This is a genomic window from Holospora undulata HU1, assembly GCF_000388175.3.
Lineage (GTDB): Bacteria > Pseudomonadota > Alphaproteobacteria > Holosporales > Holosporaceae > Holospora > Holospora undulata_A.
The window spans coordinates 1-21,518 of the sequence record NZ_ARPM03000048.1; the positions used below are offsets into that span (position 1 = coordinate 1).

The 21,518-nt window shown below is 35.3% G+C and carries 21 protein-coding genes, 1 tRNA gene and 1 pseudogene; 17 read left to right on the forward strand and 6 right to left on the reverse strand.

Annotation, left to right across the window (positions count from 1 at the left end; all coding sequences use genetic code 11):
- The first annotated feature begins 338 nt into the window (after nucleotides 1-338).
- The 9 genes from K737_RS00625 to K737_RS00655 all read left to right on the forward strand — a co-directional run bounded on the left by K737_RS00625 (nucleotide 339) and on the right by K737_RS00655 (nucleotide 8,671).
- Nucleotides 339-410: transfer RNA gene (locus K737_RS00625), tRNA-Gly, on the forward strand.
- Nucleotides 411-466: 56 nt separating this feature from the next.
- Nucleotides 467-1,315: a DMT family transporter gene (locus K737_RS00630; protein WP_235075640.1), complete on the forward strand. Its 849-nt coding sequence runs from the start codon at nucleotides 467-469 to the stop codon at nucleotides 1,313-1,315.
- Between the two features lie 333 nt (nucleotides 1,316-1,648).
- On the forward strand, nucleotides 1,649-1,783 hold the full coding sequence (rpmH, locus tag K737_RS07230; RefSeq protein ID WP_006304417.1) for a 50S ribosomal protein L34: 135 nt from the start codon (nucleotides 1,649-1,651) through the stop codon (nucleotides 1,781-1,783).
- Nucleotides 1,784-1,800: 17 nt separating this feature from the next.
- Nucleotides 1,801-2,196 carry a ribonuclease P protein component gene (locus tag K737_RS00635; protein WP_006304418.1) on the forward strand — a complete coding sequence of 132 codons (396 nt, stop codon included), beginning with the start codon at nucleotides 1,801-1,803 and terminating at the stop codon, nucleotides 2,194-2,196.
- Nucleotides 2,189-3,871: a membrane protein insertase YidC gene (gene yidC, locus K737_RS00640; protein ID WP_006304419.1), complete on the forward strand. Its 1,683-nt coding sequence runs from the start codon at nucleotides 2,189-2,191 to the stop codon at nucleotides 3,869-3,871. Before K737_RS00635 ends, yidC begins: the two co-directional genes overlap by 8 nt.
- Nucleotides 3,864-4,034, forward strand: coding sequence for a hypothetical protein (locus tag K737_RS09810; protein WP_023492271.1), 171 nt, complete (start codon nucleotides 3,864-3,866; stop codon nucleotides 4,032-4,034). The genes yidC and K737_RS09810 overlap by 8 nt, the downstream gene beginning before the upstream one ends.
- Nucleotides 4,028-4,618, forward strand: coding sequence for a ribosome biogenesis GTP-binding protein YihA/YsxC (gene yihA, locus K737_RS00645; protein WP_006304420.1), 591 nt, complete (start codon nucleotides 4,028-4,030; stop codon nucleotides 4,616-4,618). The genes K737_RS09810 and yihA overlap by 7 nt, the downstream gene beginning before the upstream one ends.
- Before the next feature lie 177 nt (nucleotides 4,619-4,795).
- Nucleotides 4,796-6,106, forward strand: coding sequence for an MFS transporter (locus K737_RS00650; protein WP_006304421.1), 1,311 nt, complete (start codon nucleotides 4,796-4,798; stop codon nucleotides 6,104-6,106).
- Nucleotides 6,107-6,190: 84 nt separating this feature from the next.
- Nucleotides 6,191-8,671: a UvrD-helicase domain-containing protein gene (locus tag K737_RS00655; protein WP_006304422.1), complete on the forward strand. Its 2,481-nt coding sequence runs from the start codon at nucleotides 6,191-6,193 to the stop codon at nucleotides 8,669-8,671.
- A 75-nt stretch (nucleotides 8,672-8,746) separates the two neighbouring features.
- Here K737_RS00655 and K737_RS00660 read toward each other — a convergent pair whose 3' ends face one another.
- Complete coding sequence (locus K737_RS00660) at nucleotides 8,747-10,402, reverse strand: hypothetical protein (protein ID WP_152531008.1); 1,656 nt, start codon at nucleotides 10,400-10,402, stop codon at nucleotides 8,747-8,749.
- A 355-nt stretch (nucleotides 10,403-10,757) separates the two neighbouring features.
- Between K737_RS00660 and K737_RS00665 the strand changes: the two genes are divergently transcribed.
- The 4 genes from K737_RS00665 (at nucleotide 10,758) to lnt (ending at nucleotide 14,061) form a co-directional block, all read left to right on the forward strand.
- Entirely contained in the window at nucleotides 10,758-11,216 is a 459-nt protein-coding gene (locus K737_RS00665; RefSeq protein ID WP_024161322.1) for a DNA polymerase III subunit chi, read from the forward strand.
- A gap of 12 nt (nucleotides 11,217-11,228) precedes the next feature.
- Nucleotides 11,229-11,558 carry a hypothetical protein gene (locus tag K737_RS00670; protein WP_006304429.1) on the forward strand — a complete coding sequence of 110 codons (330 nt, stop codon included), beginning with the start codon at nucleotides 11,229-11,231 and terminating at the stop codon, nucleotides 11,556-11,558.
- Nucleotides 11,549-12,376 (forward strand): LpxI family protein, encoded by an 828-nt coding sequence (locus tag K737_RS00675; protein WP_023492272.1) that lies wholly within the window; start codon nucleotides 11,549-11,551, stop codon nucleotides 12,374-12,376. The genes K737_RS00670 and K737_RS00675 overlap by 10 nt, the downstream gene beginning before the upstream one ends.
- Before the next feature lie 128 nt (nucleotides 12,377-12,504).
- The gene (lnt, locus tag K737_RS00680) at nucleotides 12,505-14,061 is read left to right on the forward strand and encodes an apolipoprotein N-acyltransferase (protein WP_161630391.1); all 1,557 of its coding nucleotides are present in this window, start codon (nucleotides 12,505-12,507) and stop codon (nucleotides 14,059-14,061) included.
- A 35-nt stretch (nucleotides 14,062-14,096) separates the two neighbouring features.
- On the opposite strand, the gene K737_RS00685 is transcribed toward lnt, so the two are convergent.
- Nucleotides 14,097-14,291 carry a hypothetical protein gene (locus K737_RS00685; RefSeq protein ID WP_006304433.1) on the reverse strand — a complete coding sequence of 65 codons (195 nt, stop codon included), beginning with the start codon at nucleotides 14,289-14,291 and terminating at the stop codon, nucleotides 14,097-14,099.
- Nucleotides 14,292-14,449: 158 nt separating this feature from the next.
- On the opposite strand from K737_RS00685, the gene lpxC reads away from it, so the two are divergent.
- Nucleotides 14,450-15,352, forward strand: a complete 903-nt coding sequence (gene lpxC, locus K737_RS00690; protein ID WP_006304434.1) for a UDP-3-O-acyl-N-acetylglucosamine deacetylase — start codon at nucleotides 14,450-14,452, stop codon at nucleotides 15,350-15,352.
- 27 nt (nucleotides 15,353-15,379) lie between these two features.
- Here lpxC and K737_RS06635 read toward each other — a convergent pair whose 3' ends face one another.
- Nucleotides 15,380-17,584 (reverse strand): NAD-glutamate dehydrogenase domain-containing protein, encoded by a 2,205-nt coding sequence (locus K737_RS06635; RefSeq protein WP_024161323.1) that lies wholly within the window; start codon nucleotides 17,582-17,584, stop codon nucleotides 15,380-15,382.
- Nucleotides 17,585-18,165: 581 nt separating this feature from the next.
- Here K737_RS06635 and K737_RS00700 point away from each other — a divergent pair.
- Nucleotides 18,166-18,885: a F0F1 ATP synthase subunit A gene (locus tag K737_RS00700; protein ID WP_006304436.1), complete on the forward strand. Its 720-nt coding sequence runs from the start codon at nucleotides 18,166-18,168 to the stop codon at nucleotides 18,883-18,885.
- Nucleotides 18,886-19,190: 305 nt separating this feature from the next.
- On the opposite strand, the gene K737_RS09815 is transcribed toward K737_RS00700, so the two are convergent.
- Both K737_RS09815 and K737_RS11330 read right to left on the reverse strand, forming a co-directional pair.
- Nucleotides 19,191-19,808 (reverse strand): hypothetical protein, encoded by a 618-nt coding sequence (locus K737_RS09815; protein WP_006304437.1) that lies wholly within the window; start codon nucleotides 19,806-19,808, stop codon nucleotides 19,191-19,193.
- 473 nt (nucleotides 19,809-20,281) lie between these two features.
- A complete protein-coding gene (locus K737_RS11330; RefSeq protein WP_023492277.1) occupies nucleotides 20,282-20,404 on the reverse strand; it encodes a hypothetical protein in 123 nt (40 codons plus the stop codon).
- A 7-nt stretch (nucleotides 20,405-20,411) separates the two neighbouring features.
- Between K737_RS11330 and K737_RS11335 the strand changes: the two genes are divergently transcribed.
- Nucleotides 20,412-20,534, forward strand: coding sequence for a hypothetical protein (locus tag K737_RS11335; protein ID WP_268743835.1), 123 nt, complete (start codon nucleotides 20,412-20,414; stop codon nucleotides 20,532-20,534).
- Between the two features lie 44 nt (nucleotides 20,535-20,578).
- Nucleotides 20,579-20,731: pseudogene (locus tag K737_RS10825) on the forward strand (transposase); the annotation flags it as partial.
- Nucleotides 20,732-21,155: 424 nt separating this feature from the next.
- On the opposite strand, the gene K737_RS09820 reads toward K737_RS10825, so the two are convergent.
- Complete coding sequence (locus tag K737_RS09820; RefSeq protein ID WP_161630392.1) at nucleotides 21,156-21,335, reverse strand: hypothetical protein; 180 nt, start codon at nucleotides 21,333-21,335, stop codon at nucleotides 21,156-21,158.
- Between the last annotated feature and the right edge of the window lie 183 nt (nucleotides 21,336-21,518).

The window sequence follows — 21,518 nt, forward strand, 5'->3', positions numbered from 1 at the left end:
AGTACGAAGGTTCATTTGCATTAAACATTGTTGTTTATTTTTAATAAAATAGCCTGTCTTTCGGATCTTTTAAAGACCCTTCAAAAAAGTGAGGGGGAGTATGTATTTTGTGCATCTTTGAGCTGATTTTCATTTTTATTCTGAATAATAAATTAGCAATTAGCATCGCTTAACAGTTTATTCTGCTGCTCAACAGAGGCTTTAAATTCATTTTCTTTTTTAAAAAATTTTTTAGTCAAATTTTTCCCGTTCCCTGTTTATTGCATTCTGATTGTAATTTTTTATTATTTAAACCTCTTGTAAAAAATTAAAATCTTTGTTAGAATTCAAAAATGTAAGCGGGCGTAGCTCAGGGGTAGAGCATAACCTTGCCAAGGTTAGGGTCGAGAGTTCAAATCTCTTCGCCCGCTCTTACTTTAAAATTTCAAGTATATATATTATGAAAATACATTCTTTTTTTAAGGGCATGTTTTGGATGTTAGGAATGTGTCTTACTAGCTCAGTAAATGATGTTATTGTGAAATATTCTGGGCTTAGTGGGTCTCATTTAAAGGATATTAATATTCTTTTTTTTCGATTTTTTTTTGCTACCCTTTCTCTTATCCCATTGTTTATTAAACATTTTCAACTGAGTGCTTTTAAGAAAAATTACGTTCATGCTGTAAGGGGAGGGTTGTTTGCTTTAGCCATGCTTCCTTGGTGCTATAGTTTGATTCAGCTTCCCATTCCACTTGTTATTAGTGTAGGGTATCTTACACCTATTTTTGTTACTATTTTGGCTAGCTTGATACTAAAGGAATCTTTTAGTATTGCTCGGTGGGTTTCGGTTTTTTTAGGTTTTTTTGGGGTGGCTGTAAGCGTTAACTTTTCTTTTACAGGTGCAAATGCGTCTATATTTGTTGCGTTATTGGCAACTTTTATTTTCGCTGTTTTAGATATTGTTAATAAGAAGCTTTTGACTCAAAAAGAAAGTTTTATTTCTACCATGTTTATGCCTACGATGTGGTCCTGCATATGGTTGTTGCCACTTGTAATTTTGAATTGGAAGACGCCGTCTTTGAGTGAATTTTTTATGCTTTTTATTCTGGGAATTGGGTCAAACATAATGTTTTTTTGTTTACTAAAAGCTCTTGATTCTTACGAAATGAGTGCATTACAGCCTTTTAAATACAGTGAAACAATTTTTTCTTGTATTGCAAGTTTTTTGTGTTTTAATCAACTACCTTCCATTAACGTATTGTTTGGGTTGGGATTCATTATTCCTGCAACGTTATATTTGACGTTTCATGAGTCTCGCGCGATAAAAAAAAGTTAAGCAATTTTTTAATTAATTTATTATCCAAAAAAATTCTTGTACATGATGAGTTCTTTTGTTTGCGTTGTGGAGGTGTTTTTTAAATTTTCTTAAGCGTGCAAGAAGTGAAGTGTATTTTTTTAATTAACTGGTTTAAATTTTTTTTAAATATAGAATTTTTATTGTTTAATTAATTTGTTTTGAATATTAAAAAACTTTATTAATATTTTTTAATATTGTTTAACATTTTAATACACGTATGATAAAAGTTAGATACTTTAAAAAAAGGTCTTTACTTTTAAGAATATTAGACCTAGAATAGACGCAACAGATAGTTATTGTGATGGTCTATTTATGAAGAGAACTTTTCAACCTAGTCGTTTAGTGCGCAGCAGAAGGCATGGATTTAGGTCCAGAATGGCCACCGTTGGAGGAAGGCGTGTTGTTTCTGCAAGGCGTCGTAAGGGAAGAAAGAAATTGTCCGCTTAGAAAGGGGGGTGCGCACTATGGAATTTCAGCGCCTTTCAAAAAAAAGTTCAGTTTTATTTCGCAACAAAGCTTACGTTAAGAAGTTTGATTTAGAGCGTGATTTTGGTATTGTTTTTCGTTGGATTCCTTGGGCAGAGGAAGCTCTAAGATTTTCGGTAGTGATCGCTAAGTGTGCAAAATGTTCTTCTGTGATGCGCAATGCAATTAAGCGCCGTATTCGTCATTGTTTCTTTTTGATTTTTCCCTATGTCACAGTTCCCGTGGGGGTGGTGTGTGTGGTGAAGAATCGTTTTATCATGGACTTAAGTTTTTCTGATCTATTGTCTCTTTTTGAAGATTTTGTGCGCAATTTAAAGATAACGTATTTGCAACGTCAATGTGATAATAATAAGGTAGGTAAAGAGAATGGGTGAGTATAAAAATATCTTGGTTGCTTTTGGAGCCTGCATTTTTGTGTGGGTGGGGTATGAATTATTTTTAAAACCTAAGTTTGATTTGCCTTCTCAAAATTTAGTGCGGGAATCTGTTCCCAAGAATAATAGTAAGGCTCCTGTGACGTGTTTTGTTTCTGAAGATCAGTCCTTAGAATCCAAGCACGTTACGCTATCTAATAAAGTAGTTAAAGCAAAAATTCGTTTGCAAGGGGCGATCTTGGATGATTTGGCGTTAACCGATTATAAGGAACATACGTCTGGTGGAGCTCCTGTTCGCGTGTTGCGTCCTTATGGTACGCGCTGTGCTTATTGGGTTTCTATGGGGTGGGAGCCAAAAGATCGAGAATCTAAAAAATCTAATAATTTTTTCCCCTCTAATACCACAGTGTGGCGCGTAGCTGAAGAATCTTCTGAAAAAGAAATTGTTTTGAAGTGGTGTAATTCTGAAGGGGTTGAATTCGAACAAAAATTTTCTTTCGACCAGAAATATATGCTAAAAGTAGTTCAGACGGTAAAAAACACGACCAATGAACCTTTTTTTGTACAGTGTAGAAAGGATATTTTTCGTCAAGGTCCCGTAGAAAATGCTGATCATTGGTTATCCTATGAAGGACCTGTTGCGGTATGTGATAGGGTTTTAAGCAATATAAGTTACGGAGATTTAGAGAAAGGTTCTCGAGAATTTAAAAAGGGAAATTGGGCAGGAATTTCAGACAAATATTGGTTAGTGGCGTTGATAGGGGATTCAGGGGCTCAAGCATTAGAAGGAGAGGCGCGAAAAAATTTAAAAGATATGTATAATGTGTCATTAAAACAGAAAGTTGTTTCAGTTTTACCTCAAAAAACGTACGCTCAAGTCCAGAGTATTTTTCTTGGTCCAAAAGAAGTTAAGATTTTAGATTATTATGGGCATACCCATAAAATTCAACGGTTTGACCTTGCAGTAGATTTTGGGTGGTTTTATTTTATTACCAAGCCTGTTTTTTATATACTGTCTTTTTTTAAAACTTGTTTTGGAAGTTTTGCAGCGGCGATTTTGTTACTAACTGTGTGCGTTAGAGGGCTTTTTTTTCCTTTAGCGGTGAAGAGTGCTCGATCTATGGCGGCTATGCAGAGACTTCAGCCTAAATTGGTTTTGTTAAAAGAAAAGTTTAAAGATGATAAAATGGCTCTAAATCAAGGGATTATGGAGTTATACCGAGCTCAAAAGATTAATCCTTTTTCTAGTATTTGGCCAATGTTATTACAGTGCCCTTTGTTTTTTGCTTTGTATAAAGTACTTTTCGTTTCCATAGAAATGCGTCATGCACCTTTTTGGGGGTGGATTCAAGATTTATCTTCCCCAGATCCCACTTCGGTGCTTACGTTGTTTGGAATGATTCCTATTGAATTGCCTGCATCATTTGCTGTTGGGGTATGGCCTTTATTGATGGGGGTGACGATGATTATTCAGCAGCGCGCTTCTTCCGCTCAGAACATCAGCTTAGATAGGTCTCAGCAATGGGTTTTAAGCTATGGGCTTCCGGCGCTTTTCGTTTATATGATGGCGCAATTTCCTGTAGGAATGATTATTTATTGGACTTGGAACAATATTTTGACAATAGCACAACAATACTCAATTAGATATTTCAACTTAGTGGGGAATCATGTATAGAAAATGTGGAAGATATAGCCTGTATCGTTTAGGAAGACGTAAAAATGATCTTGGGGACCAGACGCATATTAAGGCAGAGGAAATACCCTGGGAATGTGGGGGGGCTAAGTGTGTTTCAGAATTAATGTTTGTTTTTCATGAATTTCAAGAAGAAAAATGTTAAGATCTAATCCCGTTTTAGAATGTCAGTTTTTGCGAAGCGTTTTGTTCTCTAAAGATTGGCCTGAGATTTCTGGAAAAGAGTTCGTGTTTTGGGGAAAGTCCAATGTAGGAAAATCCTCTTTACTTAATGCCCTGATGCAAAAGAAAGGTTTTGCTAAAGTTTCAAAAACTCCAGGGCGTACGCAAAGCATAAACTTTTATCAAGCTCAAAAAGGGATAAGGTACGTAGATTTACCAGGTTACGGTTATGCTTGCGTCCCAAAAAATCTCCAAAATATTTGGCACCAACATGTAGTAGACTATTTGTTAACAAGAAGTAATTTGTGTGTGGTTTTTTTACTAATAGATAGTAGGCGTGACGTTCATTTTCAAGACCTTCAAGTCATAGACTTTTTGCAACGATCTTTTGTTCCTGTTAAATGTATTTATACGAAAATTGATCGGATTATTTCTGCTCAGCGAAAAATTTTGTCTTTAAAAGAATCCAAAACAGATTGTTTTGAGGTGAGTGCCACCACTAGAGAGGGCGTGCTTGAGTTGCGTTCTTATATTTTAAACCATTCCTTTCAAAAAACATCTTTATGAGCGCATCAATGAATATAATTTTTGAAATTTTTAATAAATATTTTAAAATAAAGAAGTGCGTTTTTTGGAATTTTTCCTTTAGAAAATACAACCTAATAAGGTGAAGTTATGTATGGTATAAACGGTATATTAAAATTTTTTAAGCAGTAAATTAAAAAAATTTTGAAAGGAGCAAGTATGAAAACGCCGAACGTTTTAAAGGATAACACTGAAAGATCTTTTTTCGGTGTACCTCTGGCATTATGGATTTTAAGTTTAGGAATGTTTTTTTTGAACTGTTCTTCTGTGGTGGTATTTACCTGCTTGCCATTTTTGTCTTTTAAAAAAAGTTCTATCGGACGTCTTGAGGGGATTGTTGAGGGGTTGTCTTTGATATGTCGTGCTGCAGCGGGGCTATTAAGCGATGTGATCAAAAGAAGAAAACGATTTTTATTGATAGGGTACGGTATTTGTGCTATTGCGCGGTTATTATTGGCAGCAGCATCCAGTTTTGAATGGATAATTTTTTCTAGAGTTGTAGAAAAAATTGGAAACGGTGTGCAGGCCAGTCCAAGAGAGGCTCTGATTGCTGATATCGCTCCTGCAAAATCTTTGGGGAAATTTTATGGATTAAATAAAGCGCTTGGGATGACGGGATCTACTTTAGGATCGGGGCTTTTAATTTTTTTATTTTTCTTTTACGGTCACCAGGTTACTTTTCAGCAAATTTTTTTGTATGCGGGGCTCTTGGCTTGTTTAAGCTTTGTGCTTTTGCTGCTGGGCGTAAGAGAACCTGGGGTAAAAGATGTTTCTTTTTCACAAAAAAAAGAGAAAGTAAGTGTTTCTTCTAGAAATATTCGCGACGTCTGGAATTCTATTTTTAACGATCTTGGAAAGCTTTCTTGGAATTTTTGGAAAGTTATCTTGTGTATTTTTTTTTTAAAAATGGGGTATTTTAGTGGTGCTTTTATGATGAATTTTGCGGCGCTACAAAATTCTTCAGATTTTTTAGGAATTCCTTTAAAGCACCCTGGTCAATTGGGAGCCATAATCATGACGTTACAAAACGTTTTGTGCGCAATGTGTTCTTATCCCGTAGGATGGTTATCCGATTACGGTGATCGAAGAAAAGCCGTGTTGGTGTGTGCTTTATTACTGTTAAGCTCTATGGTGAGTTTTGGTTTTTTTGGATACTGGCAGTGGGGAATTTTTTTAGGTGTTCTTTTTTATGGACTGCAATATAGCTTACAAGGGGCATTGATGGCGTTTTTGTCTTCCAGCATGCCTTCTAACTTACAAGGTACTGGATTTGGAGTGTTTTTTTCTGTTTCAGGAACTGCTATTTTAATTTCCAATGCATTTATTATGGGAACGGTTTGGGAATATTATTCTCCTAATACTGCATTTTTTGCCGTATGTATTCCTGTAGTTATCTCTTTATTATTTCTTCCATTTATAAGAGTTTATTCTGCTTGCGGGGAGTGTGATTCGTCTGTAGAAAAAAAATAAAAAAGTAAAATTTTTTGAAATAGAAATTTTCACGTTGATTTTTTTATGAGTTTTTTAGTGCTGGGGGTTTAAAAAATTTGAACTATGCTTACTCAAACTCAATATACTGCACTTAATCCCCATAGGCATATTTGGGTTCATGCTTGTGCTGGGACAGGAAAGACCTTCATACTTATTTATCGAATATTGCGGCTTTTATTGGAAGGGGTTCGCCCTGAACGTATTGTTGCTTTGACATTTACACAGCATGCAGGGAAAGAAATGACTCAGCGGTTGTACAGTTTGTTAGAAGAAATTATGAGATCTTCTTATCGATGTAAAACAGTATTAACGATGTGTTTAGGGGGGCCTGCCCATCCCCATCAAATATCTTATGCTCAAAAATTATGGTCTGAAATTTTAGATACTTCTTTAAATATTCAAACTTTACACAGTTTTTGTCAAAATATTCTTCAAACTTTTTCTTTAGAAGCGGGAATAATTGGAAATTTTAAAATTTTAGATGAAAATCAAGGTGTATCTCTTTGGAATCAGCAGCAAGAGTGGGTTTGTTCTGCAGCGTATCCAGCTTCCGTAGAGCTTCAGTCTGCGTTGGTTCGTCTTGCAACTCGGTATACTTTACACCAAATTACGTCGCATCTTCAATTTTTGTGGAATAGATCAAAAGAGGTCATTTTTCCGACGAAGCATCCAAAACCTTCTGAATTGTCTCCTCCTGCTTTGTTATGTCCAAGAGTGCTGGCTCAACTTACTGAATATTTAGGAGAAGAATATAGCGTGTCCCATTTAAAAGGATTAGAGCTTTCATGGGATCGCCCAGAATATAGAGCATTTTTTTTAACCCAAAAGGGAACGCCTAGAAAAAAATTGCTCTCGGTAAAGGTTCCAGAGCATCTAAAACAGTGGCTTGAATTTGCGCAACATGACTTAAAAACTGCATTATATCAGGAACGGCACATTCATGCGTGGCAAGATACTCAAGACTTTTGTCATCTGTTTTCTGAAATTTATTCTCACTATCATCAATATAAGGTAGAAAATGGTTTTTTAGATTTTTCAGATCTTATTTATAAAACTATCGAATTACTTGAAGACAAACGTCATATGGGATGGGTTTTTAGTCAACTTGATCGAAAAATTCATCATATATTGGTAGATGAGGCTCAAGATACCAGTCCAGCGCAATGGAAAGTTTTAGAGCTTTTAAGTGAGGTGTGGAATGGTCAACACAACAAAACGCTTTTTGTTGTAGGAGATCCCAAACAATCCATTTACGGGTTTCAAGGTGCAGATTTAGAACAGTTTTATGAGGCAAAGAATTTTTTTCAAAGCCATGCTCAATACCACGAAATTCCTTTTGATTTACTAGATCTTACCCATTCTTTTCGTTCTTACAGTTGTATTTTGAACGTTGTTAATGAAGTATTTCAAAAAGATACTTGTATGGATTTTAAGCCTCATACCGCTCTTCCTTATCAGCAAGGGGGGATGGTAGAACTTTTACCTATATTAGATTCTTCTGTAAAAAAATCTTCAAAAATACTCCTTGCAAAGCTTTGGGTTCGACGTATTCGGCAATGGATAGAAAAAAAAGAGATTTTAAGATGTACAGGAAGTGTCATTAAAGAGGACGATATTCTAATCTTAATGTCTAAACGATGCAGTTTATATGAAACTTTTTCTCAAGAACTTATTTCTCAAGGATTTTTTGTTCGCGAAACCTGCACAACGGTTTTGAAAGATACAATTTTAGTGCAGGATATTTTGGCATTAATTTACTGGTTACTAAATTCTTATGATGATTGGAGCTTAGTTCATGTTCTAAAAAGTCCTTTGTTTGGCATCAGTGAAAAAGATTTGCTTTCTATATTTTCTTTTAAATCCTTTGGAATAAAAAATCTTTGGACGTATTTAAGATCTCTTCAAACAGAACCTTGGGCTCTTTATGTGAAAACTTTAGAACACTGGAAAAATTTCTTTTTTGAAAGTACTCCTTTTCAATTTATGCAGTGGTGGATATATACACCGTGGGTTCAAAAGCGGTACGGAGCTTGGCCTGACACGGCACAAATTTTAGATAAAGTGCTGGCACTTTTATTTAGTTTTTGTCAAGAGCAGGGCAAAGGCTGGATGCAATGGATAGAAATGCTTTCTTTAGTTTCCTTGACTTTTAAGCAAAAAACTGAAAAGGGGATAGGGGTATTAACTATACATGGTTCAAAAGGTCTTCAGGCTCCTATAGTTATTATACCGGATCTTTCTATGGAAATACGCAGTAAAGATTATTTTACTTATACAAAGGACGGACCTTGGAAGCTGAATATCTTACAAGAGGATGAAGATCCTTGGAATTTACGTCATATTGAAAAACAATCTCAAGAAGAAAGAAGAATACTGTATGTTGCTATGACCCGAGCTCAAGAGCGATTATATTGCTCAAGCTTAAAAAACTCACAGCCTTATCAGGATGTAAAAAACGCACTGTCAAAGCTAGGGAAACAGATTCCATGGTCTCTAGACTCTGAAATCAATGTTACTGAACCAATACTAAGGTATGAAGAATAATTTTCGCCTTGAGTGCTATGGGGTCAAGGCGTGCGTCTATAGGATTTTTATTAAAACTTTAAAAATATTTATATCTCATAGAATCATTTGGGAGAGGTAATCATCAAAATTATAACGTTTTTTTGGAGAAAACTTGACACAAGCAATATCGAAGAAAGAAAAGTAATGATTAGGAAAAGTTTTTTTAATTGCTTGTTCTAAATGTTTTGCGATTGATTCTGGATTTAATGGAAAAATCATATCGTTTTCTAATAAAGAGTGATTAGCGTCAAGCAATGCAGCATAACCGTTCTTTACATTAACAAATGAAACAGCATGTCCTGATTGTTCATTTGTAGGGGAAAAGCCCACAAGTAGTCCTTTTGGTGTAATGGAAGAGCGAGTAACGTTTTTATCGTCAACGGAAACATTTTTTTTATTAAGACTGGTTTCGTTACTTGGGATGATTTGGGCAGGAGAGGGAGGGATTTCTTTATTGTTTTTTGGCTTTTTAATATAGTTGAAAACAGAATGGAAAAATCTAAAAATTGATCCTTTTGGTGTAATGGAAGGGCGAGTAACGTTTTTATCGTCAACGGAAACATTTTTTTTATTAAGACTGGTTTCGTTACTTTGGATGATTTGGGCAGGAGTGGGAGGGATTTCTTTATTGTTTTTTGGCTTTTTAATATAGTTGAAAACAGAATGGAAAAATCTAAAAATTGATCCTTTTGGTGCAACGGAAGAGCGAGTAACGTTTTTATCGTCAACAGAAACATTTTTTTTATTAAGACTGGTTTCGTTATTTTGGATGATTTGGGCAGGAGTGGGGGAATTGTTTTCTAGATTTTTAAGATAGTTGAAAATAAAAAATGCAACAGGCATTAACGATTGTTCTTTTAATAAAGGTTGGAATAGTTTTATCTCTAAAATTTGAGTGTAATTTTCTTGAGAGAATGAAAACTCACTAGGTGAAAGAAATTTGCATCCTAATTGTTTGTTAACTATTTTTTGAATAAAGGTGGCTACTAAATTGGAATTTTCATTTATTTTTTCATCAGACCATTGATTTGTAAAAAGGTGTAATATTTTTGTTGTTTCTTCGTATCCATATTTTATTGCGTACTTAGCAAACCCAAAACAGTATCCATCATCTGCTAACTGATGTTTTTCTGTGTTTAAAAAAGGAAATAAAATACTAATTGCATCATTTAATGTTTTATTATTAAATAATTGACTATCACTATTACAATTGAAACTATAATCGAGTTTTTTCTTATCTTCTTTTAATGAAATTTCTACGGTTTTTTGATTTTTTAATTGGTAGTTTAATATGTTTTTGTAATTAAACTTTTCTTGTTCATTGAAGTAATCTAAGCTCTTTTGATATTTTTTGTGATTTTCTTCTAAAGTATTTAGCTCTTCTTGATAATTTTTTCGATCCTCTTCTATGTAGTTATTTATTTCATTTATTCTTTTCGTGACAGAATCAATATTTTTTATTAAATCCATTTTTATAGAAGAGTAATTCCGATATGTGTAATTTACATTTTCTTTTTCTGTCAAAATATTTTCTAGAAAATTTATTGTTTCTTTATTCGTTTGTATGAGTTGATTGAAAAATATTGAATAGTCGATTTTTTGGAGAGCGTCTATTAAAGTTTTTCCTTTTGTAAAATTCTTTAGTTTCTCAATAAAAATTTTTAAATAGTCGTTTGAAAATGCTGGGGAGTAAGAAGCAGAAACGACCATAGAAAATAAAAAAACAAATATTTTTTTCATATTAATGTGTTTTAAGTGTTTACTAAAAAATTATATATATTTTTTTGTAAAAATCAAGAACCCGTTGTAACAAAAGTTCAATATTAGTTAAGTATATTAAATTAAAAACAATATTATTAATTAAAAAGAATGGTTTTTCATTTTCCGTTTTTAGTTAACAAAAGATCGGCGAAAAAATTATTTTATTAATCTTTCTTTAAAAAAAGCGCTAGAAAAAAAAATTAAGAAAAAGCTATAGCTTTACAAAAAATGGAAAGTTTGCCAAAATAAAATTTTGCATAGTATTTGAATTTTTTTGTTGAAAGACGAAGCAAGACATTGTGTAATGTATTGGTGTAATACGCTTCAACCTAAGGAAAAAGTTTTGCCCCATGTAGTTGAAAAAATCCTTGCTCAGCGCAAGCGATGCAGTATTTTGAATCAGTCAATACCAGAAATAGAATTGTGGGACGATCGATTGTGGACTTTTAGCTCCAAGTCTTTTTTGGCTCATGGAAATGAGTTGAAGGATGAAAATCCAGAAGATCATCCTGTGTGGATTACCCAGGAATGTGCGAATAGAAATCATTCTCAGTATGGGATTTTTACGAATTGTGTAAACACGGATGTAGTGGATATTGATGCATTTTCTTGCTGGATTTGGATGCTAGAAACAGAAGAAATTCAAGCTTTTGAACATGCTGTGCTTTTTTCAAAATCTAGAAAATGGAAAGAATCTTGGATATGGAAATACCACAATAAACAGTGGGAAAAAGAAGAATGGATTACGTCATCTTCAGAATAAGAGGAATACAAAATGAGGAAGATAAAAAATAAACAAGTACGCACTATCTTTGGAATAAAAATAAAAAAAAAAATTTTTATTGTCTTGAAAATAGTAAGCCTTGGAAGTTTCGGTAACCTTTTAGGCTGTTCTGTTGGCACATGGTGGAAGTCTGAAAAAGAGGTAGAGCGCTTAAAAGAAATTCCTCTTTCTTGCGTGCCCTGGATAAGTAAGGATCAACAACAAGAAGAAGGAAAAAATATTCTTCCGTGTTATTTTACGCTAAAGCAACGTCAAGAATGTGCTCAAAAGCAATTAAATTACCAATTTAATCAGTTGAATTTTTCTTCATCATGCAAGTAGTAAACAAGTCAATAGCTATAGTGGCGGGAGAAGGAGACCTTCCATTTTCGATCAAAGATGCATTAAATAATCAAGGATGGAGTGTTTTTATTTTGGCTTATCACGGAATTACTCCAGAGCATCTAATAAAAGACACTTCTCATGCATGGCTTTATTTAGGACAGGTGCAAAAGGCTGTAGAAATTTTGCAGCATCATTGTATTAAGCATATCGTGTTAGTGGGAAAGTTTTATCGTCCAAAATTAATTAATTTGCGTCTGGATACACTTGGTAGAAAATTGTTGTATCGATTGGGAGTGAATTGGTTTGGAGATAACGCATTATTGACTGCGTTGCTTGAATTTATTCAAGAGCAAGGCTTGGTATTAGTAAAGATTCAGGATATTATTCCAGGTCTTTTAACTCAAAAGGGTAGAATTGGAACACGATCTCCCAATCTTCACGCTTTGGAAGATATAGAAAAGGGGATAAAAATTTTGAAAGATTTGTCTTGCTGGGATGTGGGGCAAGGACTTGCTATTCAGGGCAAAAGAGTTTTAGGAATTGAAGCGGCAGAAGGAACCGACGCGTGTATTACGCGTTGCGGTCTTTTAGCAGAACAGGGGGGGTTAACTCCAAAACCTGTCTATGTTAAAATGGCAAAAGTCGGCCAATCTCGCGCTATAGATTTGCCTGTAATAGGTTTTGATACTGTGGATGCACTGTATAAAGCAGGGTTTCAGGGGATGGGGATAGAGGCGCACAGTGTGCTCGTTTTAGACCTTCCAGCGCTAGAGCGTGCTATTCAAGAAAGAGAGGTGTTTTTGTGGAAATTTTGAAGGGAATAAATAAACAAATGATCGGTGGAAACATTTTTATCTCATTTTTTTACGAATAGCGCTTGTAGAAAAAAGTTTAAAGCCTAAAAATTCTTGATTTTTTTATTAGAGAAAACGTTATGGAATATTTGAAGCAAACAAATTACCTTTTTTTAAAAAAAGGGCCTGCTACTTCTTGGACATGGATAGTGTGGGGAGCATTTTCTGCCCTAGCTTGGGGACCTTTTTATCTGTGGGGGGTATTAGTTTGGACTTGGGGAGCATTGATAACAGGGATTTACCACAGTAAAACATTAAAAGAAGCTCTAATTATTGGGTGGATGTGGGGGTTTGGTTGGCATGCTGCCAGCGTATTTTGGATTGGTGAAAGTTTGTGGGTAGATTCTTTGCGGTTTGCATGGTTTTGGCCTTTTTGTGTAACAGGGATTCCTGCGGTATTTTCTTGTTATTTTGGAATAATGAGCGGAATACTTTGGTGGGGAAAGCGCAGATTTTGGTCGTCTCCTAGAGCTTTTGGCATTATGTGGTGCGTTTTATATAGTTTAATGGAGTACCTAAAGGGAGTTTTGTTTACAGGTTTTCCTTGGAATCTTACTGCATATATTTGGTCGCAAAGCTTGTGGATTGCTCAAAGTGCTAGTTTACTATCTAGTTATGGGTTGGGGCTTATAACGTTAGGAGTGTTAAGTTGGCCTGGAAGATTTTTTTTAAAGTGCTCCACAGAGCGTTCTTGGTGGAAGGGGGTAATTTTTATGGCGCTAGGGCTGGCAGGAGTATCTTCTTGGTCTTTGTTTCGATTGTATAACATTCATATTTATTTTCATTCAAAGAAAGGAATACGTTTGGTGCAGCCAAATATTCCACAAAATGAAAAACAGGATAGTCGAAAGATTTCTATAAATTGGAATACGTTAACAAGACTTTCTGATGAGAAAGGGAATATTCCTATTACTCACGTTATTTGGCCAGAAACGGCGGTTCCTTTTTTTGTTCCTAGTTACGCGCTTGAAAGAGTGATTCCTTTGGCAAAAACACGCAAAGAGCCAACGCATTTGATTGCGGGAGTTTTAATACATGATAAAAAGCAATCTCTTAACAGTATTATTCAGGTTACTTCTCAAGGAGAACGAAAGCTAGTTTACAGTAAGCAACATCTTGTTCCATTTGGAGAGTATCTTCCATTTCGTTCTTACCTATCTATGGTGCTTCCTAAAAAGCTTCTAGATGCTTTAAGTCCTGGAGAGCGCGATGTAGACCAAGAAAAAGAAAATGATGCTTCTGTTGATGTTTTGGACGCTCCAGCGTGTATCATGAAAATTTGTTACGAAATTATTTTTCCTTTTTCTAACAGGGATCAAAGGGCTAAATGGATCTTAAATTTAACAAACGATGGATGGTTTGGGTATAGCCCTGGCCCTTTTCAACATTTGGCCAGTGCTCAATTTCGTGCTATCGAAACAGGTCTTCCAGTTTTGCGCGCTGCAAATACTGGAATTTCTGCCGTGTTTGATGGTATGGGAAGAACGTTGGCGATTCTTCCATTGAAGCGTCAAGGATATATTGATACGCTTTTACCCGCGCCAGTTCCTTCGTATCGTAATTGGCATGGTTATGTTTACGCAGGAATGCTGTTCTTATTGACTTGTTGTGCATTAAGGTATTCTCTGAAAAAAGACGAAAATTAGTGTAAGAATTGACATTTGTCAAAAAAAATGGAAAATTATGCAAAGTGAGTATCCAAGGAAGAATTGTACGACTCTTCATCTTCAAATAGATTCTGTAAAACGGGATCTATGGTATCGTGATGCAAAGATCTCCAAAGGGTATATTCATTAACGTACTGGGTTTCTTTAGAGCGTAAAAAAGAAGATTTCAGTGAAGCGTAAATGTGTTTTTTCATGTCTGGACAGGCCATTTACCCTTTTAGGATTTTATCACGACCACTGTTAATAATAGATAAAAATTTTTAAAAGGTTAAATAATTCTTTTTGTTACAAAATGTTACAATAATATTTTTTGTGATTTTGATATTTTGCGATTAATCTATAGTGGAGTGGTTTACCTATTAAAACGATGTATCAGTACCGAAAAACAATTCAATGCGCTATTCAAGATCAAGGGATCACGATTCATTCAGGTGTTGCTAGCACTTTAAAGTTATTTCCAGCACCCAGCGGAACAGGGATATGTTTTCGTCGTTCCGGTTCTGTTTATCCTTTGCACCCTTGTTATATTGAAATTAAAAATTTTCATACGGTCTTACGATTTTCTAGTACGTTTTGTGTTCAAACGGTGGAGCATGTTTTGGCTGCGTGTTTGGGTTTGGGGGTGACGGATATCATTATAGAGTGTTCCCAAGAAGAGTTGCCATTTTTTGATGGAAGCGCTTTACATTTTTCTTCCATGCTGCATGCGGCGGGATTGAAGGAATTCAAAGAAGAAAGTGAGTACCTTGTTCTACAAGAACCCATTTCCGTTTCAGAGGGAAATAGCTACATTACACTTACGCCAGGACTTCCCTTTATTCATGTAAGTGTTCCTTTGACGAGTATTTATCAAGAAGAGGCAAACTTTTCTTTTCTAAAAGATGATTTTTATCGTAATATTGCGCCAGCGCGTACTTTTTCTCAGCTTTCAAAAATAGAACTTATGCGTCAAAAGGGATTGATTCAAGGGGGAAACTTAGAGTGTGCAGTTGTGTTACAAGAAGATGGAACAACGATCAATCCAGAGGGGTTTCGTCTGCCTCAAGAATGTGCACGGCATAAAATTTTGGATATTTTGGGAGACTTTATGACTCTTGGTGCGCCGTGTATTGCATCTATTGAAAGTTACGCTCCTGGACATAGTCGAAATTTAAAAGCAGTTCAATGTATTGCTAAGAACGCAGACAGCTATCGCCGAATGAAATATTCAGACGTCAAAAAATACATTCAAGCTGTCAGCGAGAAAAAATCATTCAAGTACGCGTCTTAAAAAATCTAAAAAAGAGATACGGTGCAGTTAATGATGGGCTTCTACTTCAGTTAAATTGTCTTTAAAAATAAACTGGCACTGCGAGTTGAAGTTTTTCCATAAACTGGAAAGATCTCCAGAGGAGTGTTCTAGTTCATCTCTAAAATCTTGATATTGCTTTAAACTTTCCTTAAAACAATTGTCGCAAAGCTTACCAAAAACTTCTTCAATTAGTGTAAGATAGTCATGAACTTTTTTTGTGTCGTTTCTAAAATTTTCTACCATCTGACGTACACGGGACAGTTCAAATACATGATATAAATTTAATGCCTGAAGAGGGTCCGTGGACCTTCCTATCCAAAATGTTGGTAAAACATCAATAAGATGATTAGAAAGAATCGTACACAAAAGATCCTGTCGTAGTACGTGCCTTAAGATGTAAGAAAAAAATTTTTCTTGTATTAAGCTTGGAAAATACGCCAAAAGGTAAGAGTCCCAATGAGTCTCTTGAAAATTTACTTTATTAAGATGAGTTTTAAGATTTTTTTTAGCCTCCAAAAAATTTACAGCTAGTTCAGAGCGCGTAAGATGAGGATGTTTTTCTTGCAACCTGTACAGGCTAATATTTTGCCAATAATTTTGATTTAATACATCGCGAGCCATTTCTGGAGTTACTTCTTGTAATATATCATTTCTATTCTCTTCATCTATAGGGATGCTTTGGAATAAAATTTTAAAATTTACTTCGTGATCTGAACACAAAACTCCCGCACAGTTATCTATAGCATCTATATTAACAATTCCTCCTGCTTGAGCAAAGGCTATGCGTCCTTTTTGTGTACATCCTAAGTTAGCGCCTTCTGCAATGATTTTTGCGCCGACCTTGTTTCCTGGAATACGAAGCAAGGTATTTCCCTCGTCACCTATTATTTTTTCTTGATCTCCTATGACATAAGTTCCTATTCCTGCCAGCCACAAAACATCGCACTTAATTTTGAACAGCGCAAGAATTAAATCTTGTGGCGTTATAAAATCGCAAGACAGGGTTAGCATTTTCTTTAAAGCAGGGGATAACGCAACGGGCGCGCTATTTCTTGGAACTATTTTTCCTTCAGGAGACAAAACGCTGACATCATAATCCATCCAAGAAGACTTAGGAAGATGAAATAAACGACACCGTTCTCTATAACTGCGCTCAGGGTCTGGATTTGGATCTAAGAAAATGTGACGATGATCAAAGGCTGCCAGAAGTTTGATGTTTTGTGAATATAAAAGTCCGTTCCCAAACACGTCCCCACTCATATCTCCAACTCCGACAATAGAAATGGGCTCACCTTTTTCCATATCTCTTTTCAGGTGGTTAAGGTGTGTTTCTACAGACACCCAAGTTCCTTTAGAAGTAATCCCCAATTTTTTATGATCGTACCCTGTCTTTCCCCCTGAAGCAAAGGCATCCTTCAACCAAAACCCAGATCTTAGTGCGATTTCGTTTGCAATTCCTGAATAAGATGCCGTACCTTTGTCGGGTGCTGCAACCAAATAAGAATCCACGCCATCTAAAGCGCGAACCTTCTGCGCTGGAACAGGTTTATGTTGATCGTCCAAATTATCCATAACATCTAAAAGTCCTTGGATAAACAAACGGTATCCTTGCTCTGAAGATGTATTTTCTTTTATACGTAATACTGCCTTGGCACCATCAGGAACTACCACAGCATTTTTCAATCGTTGGGTTTGCAATAAATCAAAAGCTTCTTTGCGATAATCTTCCCGATCGGATAAACGGATTCCTCCGCGAGACACCAAAGACGAACGCAAATGCACACCTTCCACATCTGGGTGAAACACAAAAAGCTCTATCATTCCAGGTGTGCGATAAATTTCCGTAACATTGTGCAGATCATGATGAATTTTAATGGTGAAAACCTTAGCTTCTGGGACGTAAAGGTTAGTGCGCACAGTTGCGTCAATTAAAGATTTCAGAACACGCAAAATGTAGGGAGCTTTTTCACTTAAAATAAAAGAATCTGAACAAGAAGATTGGTTAAGATCAAATCTCTGAATAAAATAACTCAGTAAAAAATCTAAATCTTTATGCCCTTCACGGAATCCATCATCAATACATTGAGAGGAAAAAATTTGTTTCATGTAAGCGTGATAGCAAGAAAAAACCCAAGATCGCGGATGCTGCGTCATAGGGAATGATAACGTGTCATAAAAGAGCATAGTCAATATAATGTTACTTCCACACATCTAAAAAATTTCCCTAATTATAAAGGATTTTTTGAGCGCGTCAAGACTGTCTTACGCTGTGCTCGTAAGTTTGTTTGTATTCAAAAATTACTAAATCTAAATTTTAGAACAGGGGATTAGGTTAAATATGGTAATGTGATATAAGCATAAAAGCAGGTTAAATGATTTGAATTCATCTCTACCTTATTTTATCTTGGTAAATTTATTCCCGGATCTGTGCGGGATTAGACCACACAGGGGGTGCGATTAGTCACTTGAATCAGAGAGAAATTCTCCTCCCCCATAAGATGGGTGCTGACGTTTGAACACGAGGGAAAAACTGCAGTACAAAGCGATTCAGATTGAGGGCTCGGTTTTCTAATTTTTTATAACTATATCCCCCCATTGAAAATTAATGCATGGTTTTATTCATTAATTTTGGATGTGCTAAGATGAAAAAATCGTGAGCGTTAAAATCTTTTGTTATAATAATTCTACTGCTTCAATTAATTAGAACGTGATGACGGGAGCGTACTATTTTTATTAAGAATTTTTTGGTATAATTCTGTTCAGTGTTCAATAACTTATAAAGTCCTATTTTCATGGATCCGTTAGCTCAATTTCAGGTAAAAACTTTATTTCCGTTAAAATTTTTGGGGATCGATATTTCCATTACCAACTCTTCTGCATACATGATTTTGATTACTTTTTTGGTTTTGCTGTTTTTTAAGTGGGGGCTGCGTCACTTGTCTCTTGTTCCTTCTCGCTGGCAAAGTGCTGCAGAGCTTCCCGTATATTTATTAGAAAAGATGGTACAAGAAGTGAACGGCGTTCAGGGGGTGCCGTTTGTTCCTATGATTTGCTCTGCGTTCTTTTTTGTATTTCTTGGAAACGTTTTGGGGTTGTTTCCCTACGCATTTACAATAACCGGACAGTTAATCGTAAATTTAACGCTTGCGTTGATATTATTTGTTTTTGCAACAGCGGTGGGATTGTATCGACAAGGCGTGGGGTACATGCGTATATTTTTCCCTAAAGATGTTCCCTGGGTTATCGCGCCGGTCTTGGTACCTATCGAAGTTATTTCTTATATTTCTCGTCCCGTAAGCTTATCTGTTCGATTATTCGTAAATATGTTAGCTGGTCATAGCATGATGAAGATTATTGGAACTTTTGTTATTATGATGGGGCCTTTGGGAATCGTTCCGATGGTTCTTAATGTAATATTTACCGGCTTTGAATTGTTTATTGCATTTTTGCAAGCTTACGTTTTTTCGATTTTAAGTTGTATTTATCTTAATGATGCGTTACAGGGGCATTAATTTTTTTAGGAATGACGGGATTGAAAATACAAGATTAATTGCCAATGAATCTAGGAAAAATTTAGTAGCATAGAATTTAAATTAAGAAAATTTTAAGAAATACAACATAGATAATATTCACAATTAAGGAATTTTATTTGGCGATTATCGGGAAGATCCATACTAAGATAGCGTTGTGGGGACAAAACAGTCTTCATTACATTGCTATCTAAGTGCTTTTTTCATTGCATATACGATTTTACAATAAAATGCGTGAATAAAAAGAGAAAAAAATCAATATTTCTGGTTATTAATTGTGACATTTTTTATTCAAAGTGAGATTTTTTTTGTAAATTTCTTTTTCTATTAGAGTTTGCTTTTTTTATTAACTGAGAGGGCTTTGAAAGCAAACTTTCCTTTTTAGTTTTTTTTGCTGTAAGTTCAGTGTGTTGAAGATTTTTTGAGATTTTTTCTGATTGGTTTTTTGATTGGATTTTATTGGTGTGGAAAGCGGTATTGGGGTGGCTTTTATCCAAAATATTGTGTGGGGGCGCTGAAAAATTTGATTCGAAGCTGAACGGCTGTTTTGATGAAGGGATAGGGGTAAAAGATGGGGAAAATTCAAAATTTGAAATATTTTGTGCTTCGTTATTTGGGTGAACCGAGACGTTATCAGTGGCTGGTGCAAACGAGATGTTGATGTTTGAGGTGTCAAAAGGGTTGTCTAGCACGCTAGAAACGACAGGGGGGTAAGGCAGGGTGCCTAGGAGTAAAACGTCCAGGGGGGTTCCGGTAATAGTGACTTCGCTGGAGCTTTTTGGGAGGTTTTCTGAACAAAACAAACTATCTAAACTTTGGTCTGAGCCCTGAGCTGTATTTTGAGTGCCGAAATTAAAGAAAATGCAGAAAACAAGGATTGAAATATGTTTTGATTGTGTGAGCATGATCAATTGGGAAATTGTTATTTTACTTGACGAAATTAAGTGCAAAAATTATAAAAGTCAATAACTAAATATTTTACGTATAGTGCAAAAAAAATTTATATTGTGTGAATAGAATTCGAAACAAATAAGCGCAAACGGGTTTGATTTTCGTTTTTAGAATCTGTATTCATGAATAAAAAGGTGTAATATACAAGGCTTGAAGGTGTAGAAGATGAATTATTCAAGCGATTTAAAAGAGAGGGTGGAATGTGATAAAGCATCATTTTGATAGCGGGAATTACAGAAATAGAAGAAAATACAACAAAAAGAGGGGGTAAAGCAGTATGTTATATAATCAAGAGCGGTTGTCAATGGACGGTACATTCGTTTTATAGACGATATAGAATTAAGGGTGTATGGGAAAAAGTGATGCATGAACTTTGTTAAGACAAGCCGAATTAAGTATGAAAGAAGTAAAAATCCCAGCTATAGCATCATTCACAAAGTGTTAACCCCACAGGAGCCTCAGAAAAAATAGGTATAGATGGGGGAAAAAGATACGCAAACGGCATAGTATTGTTGATAGGCAAGGCAATCTGATCCATATCACGGTTCATAAGGCCAATGACACAGGTGCTGGGTGCAGAGTTTTTTAGGAAGCGGTACAAAAATTATCCTACATTGAGTGTGTGCAGATGCTGGATATGGAAAACCCATGGAGGAATTTGTGAGAACTCTATTGAATAAAATTATAGAAATCTCAGAGCGTATATCTCAAAGATAAGCTATACTTGCCAAAGCGTTGGATTGTCGAAAGAACGTTTGCATGGCTAAATCCTTTTCGAAGGGTATCTAAAGATTATGAAATTGCCATAGCGACTGCTGAAAAGATGATTATGATAGCCCATTCCATGATCCTATTAAGAAGGGTAGCTAAATCATGAATACAGGTTATAATATAAATTATTAAACGACTAATCTGTACTCAAGGCTCTGTGGAGTGCGAAAATATTTCGTCATAAATTTACCCCTTACCAATTTTTTCGTATCTGGTTGTTTTGAGGCTTTTAACCAAAGATAGCGTGATTAATTTTCAATGTTTTATTAACATGAAGTGCCGCAAAAATAAGCAGTGTTCCCTCTAGCATTTCAAGTGATCGCGTGTTTGCAAGGGGAGGGTAAAATCTTGCAAACCAATGGCGATGTGGAGCGTTGTTTTGTTTAATAGAAAACGTTTTATCTTTTCCCTGAAAGAGGCGAGGGCTTGGAATAATTTTATTAAAACCTGCCCAATGATCTGCGCAATAAAATAAAATTTTCCATTTTTTTAATCGTTCAAAAAGTCGTTTGAATGTTTGACGCGAACGATCACCAATTCATAATTGATAATCCGTTTTCCAGCACGATCCTAGGATTTAGAAATTCAAGCTTTAAAAATCCAAATTTTTTGCTTCTTTTTTTTAAATAATGCCAAAATTCATCGACTTCCTTGACGATACCGTTGTCTTCTGGGGGGGGGGGCTCAACCATAAGTGTTGAAAGTGTCAAAATAAATGTTTAACAGCATTGAAATCCCCTCCTGAAATAATAATTAATGTTTTAATAAAAGATTTCTCTAGATCTCATGTAAATTGAAATAATGGAATTTTGAAGCCATGCAGTTTCTTTCTAGCCTTGTATATTAAAAATAATAAAGCTGTAATCAGAATCATATAAATATACACTTTCATA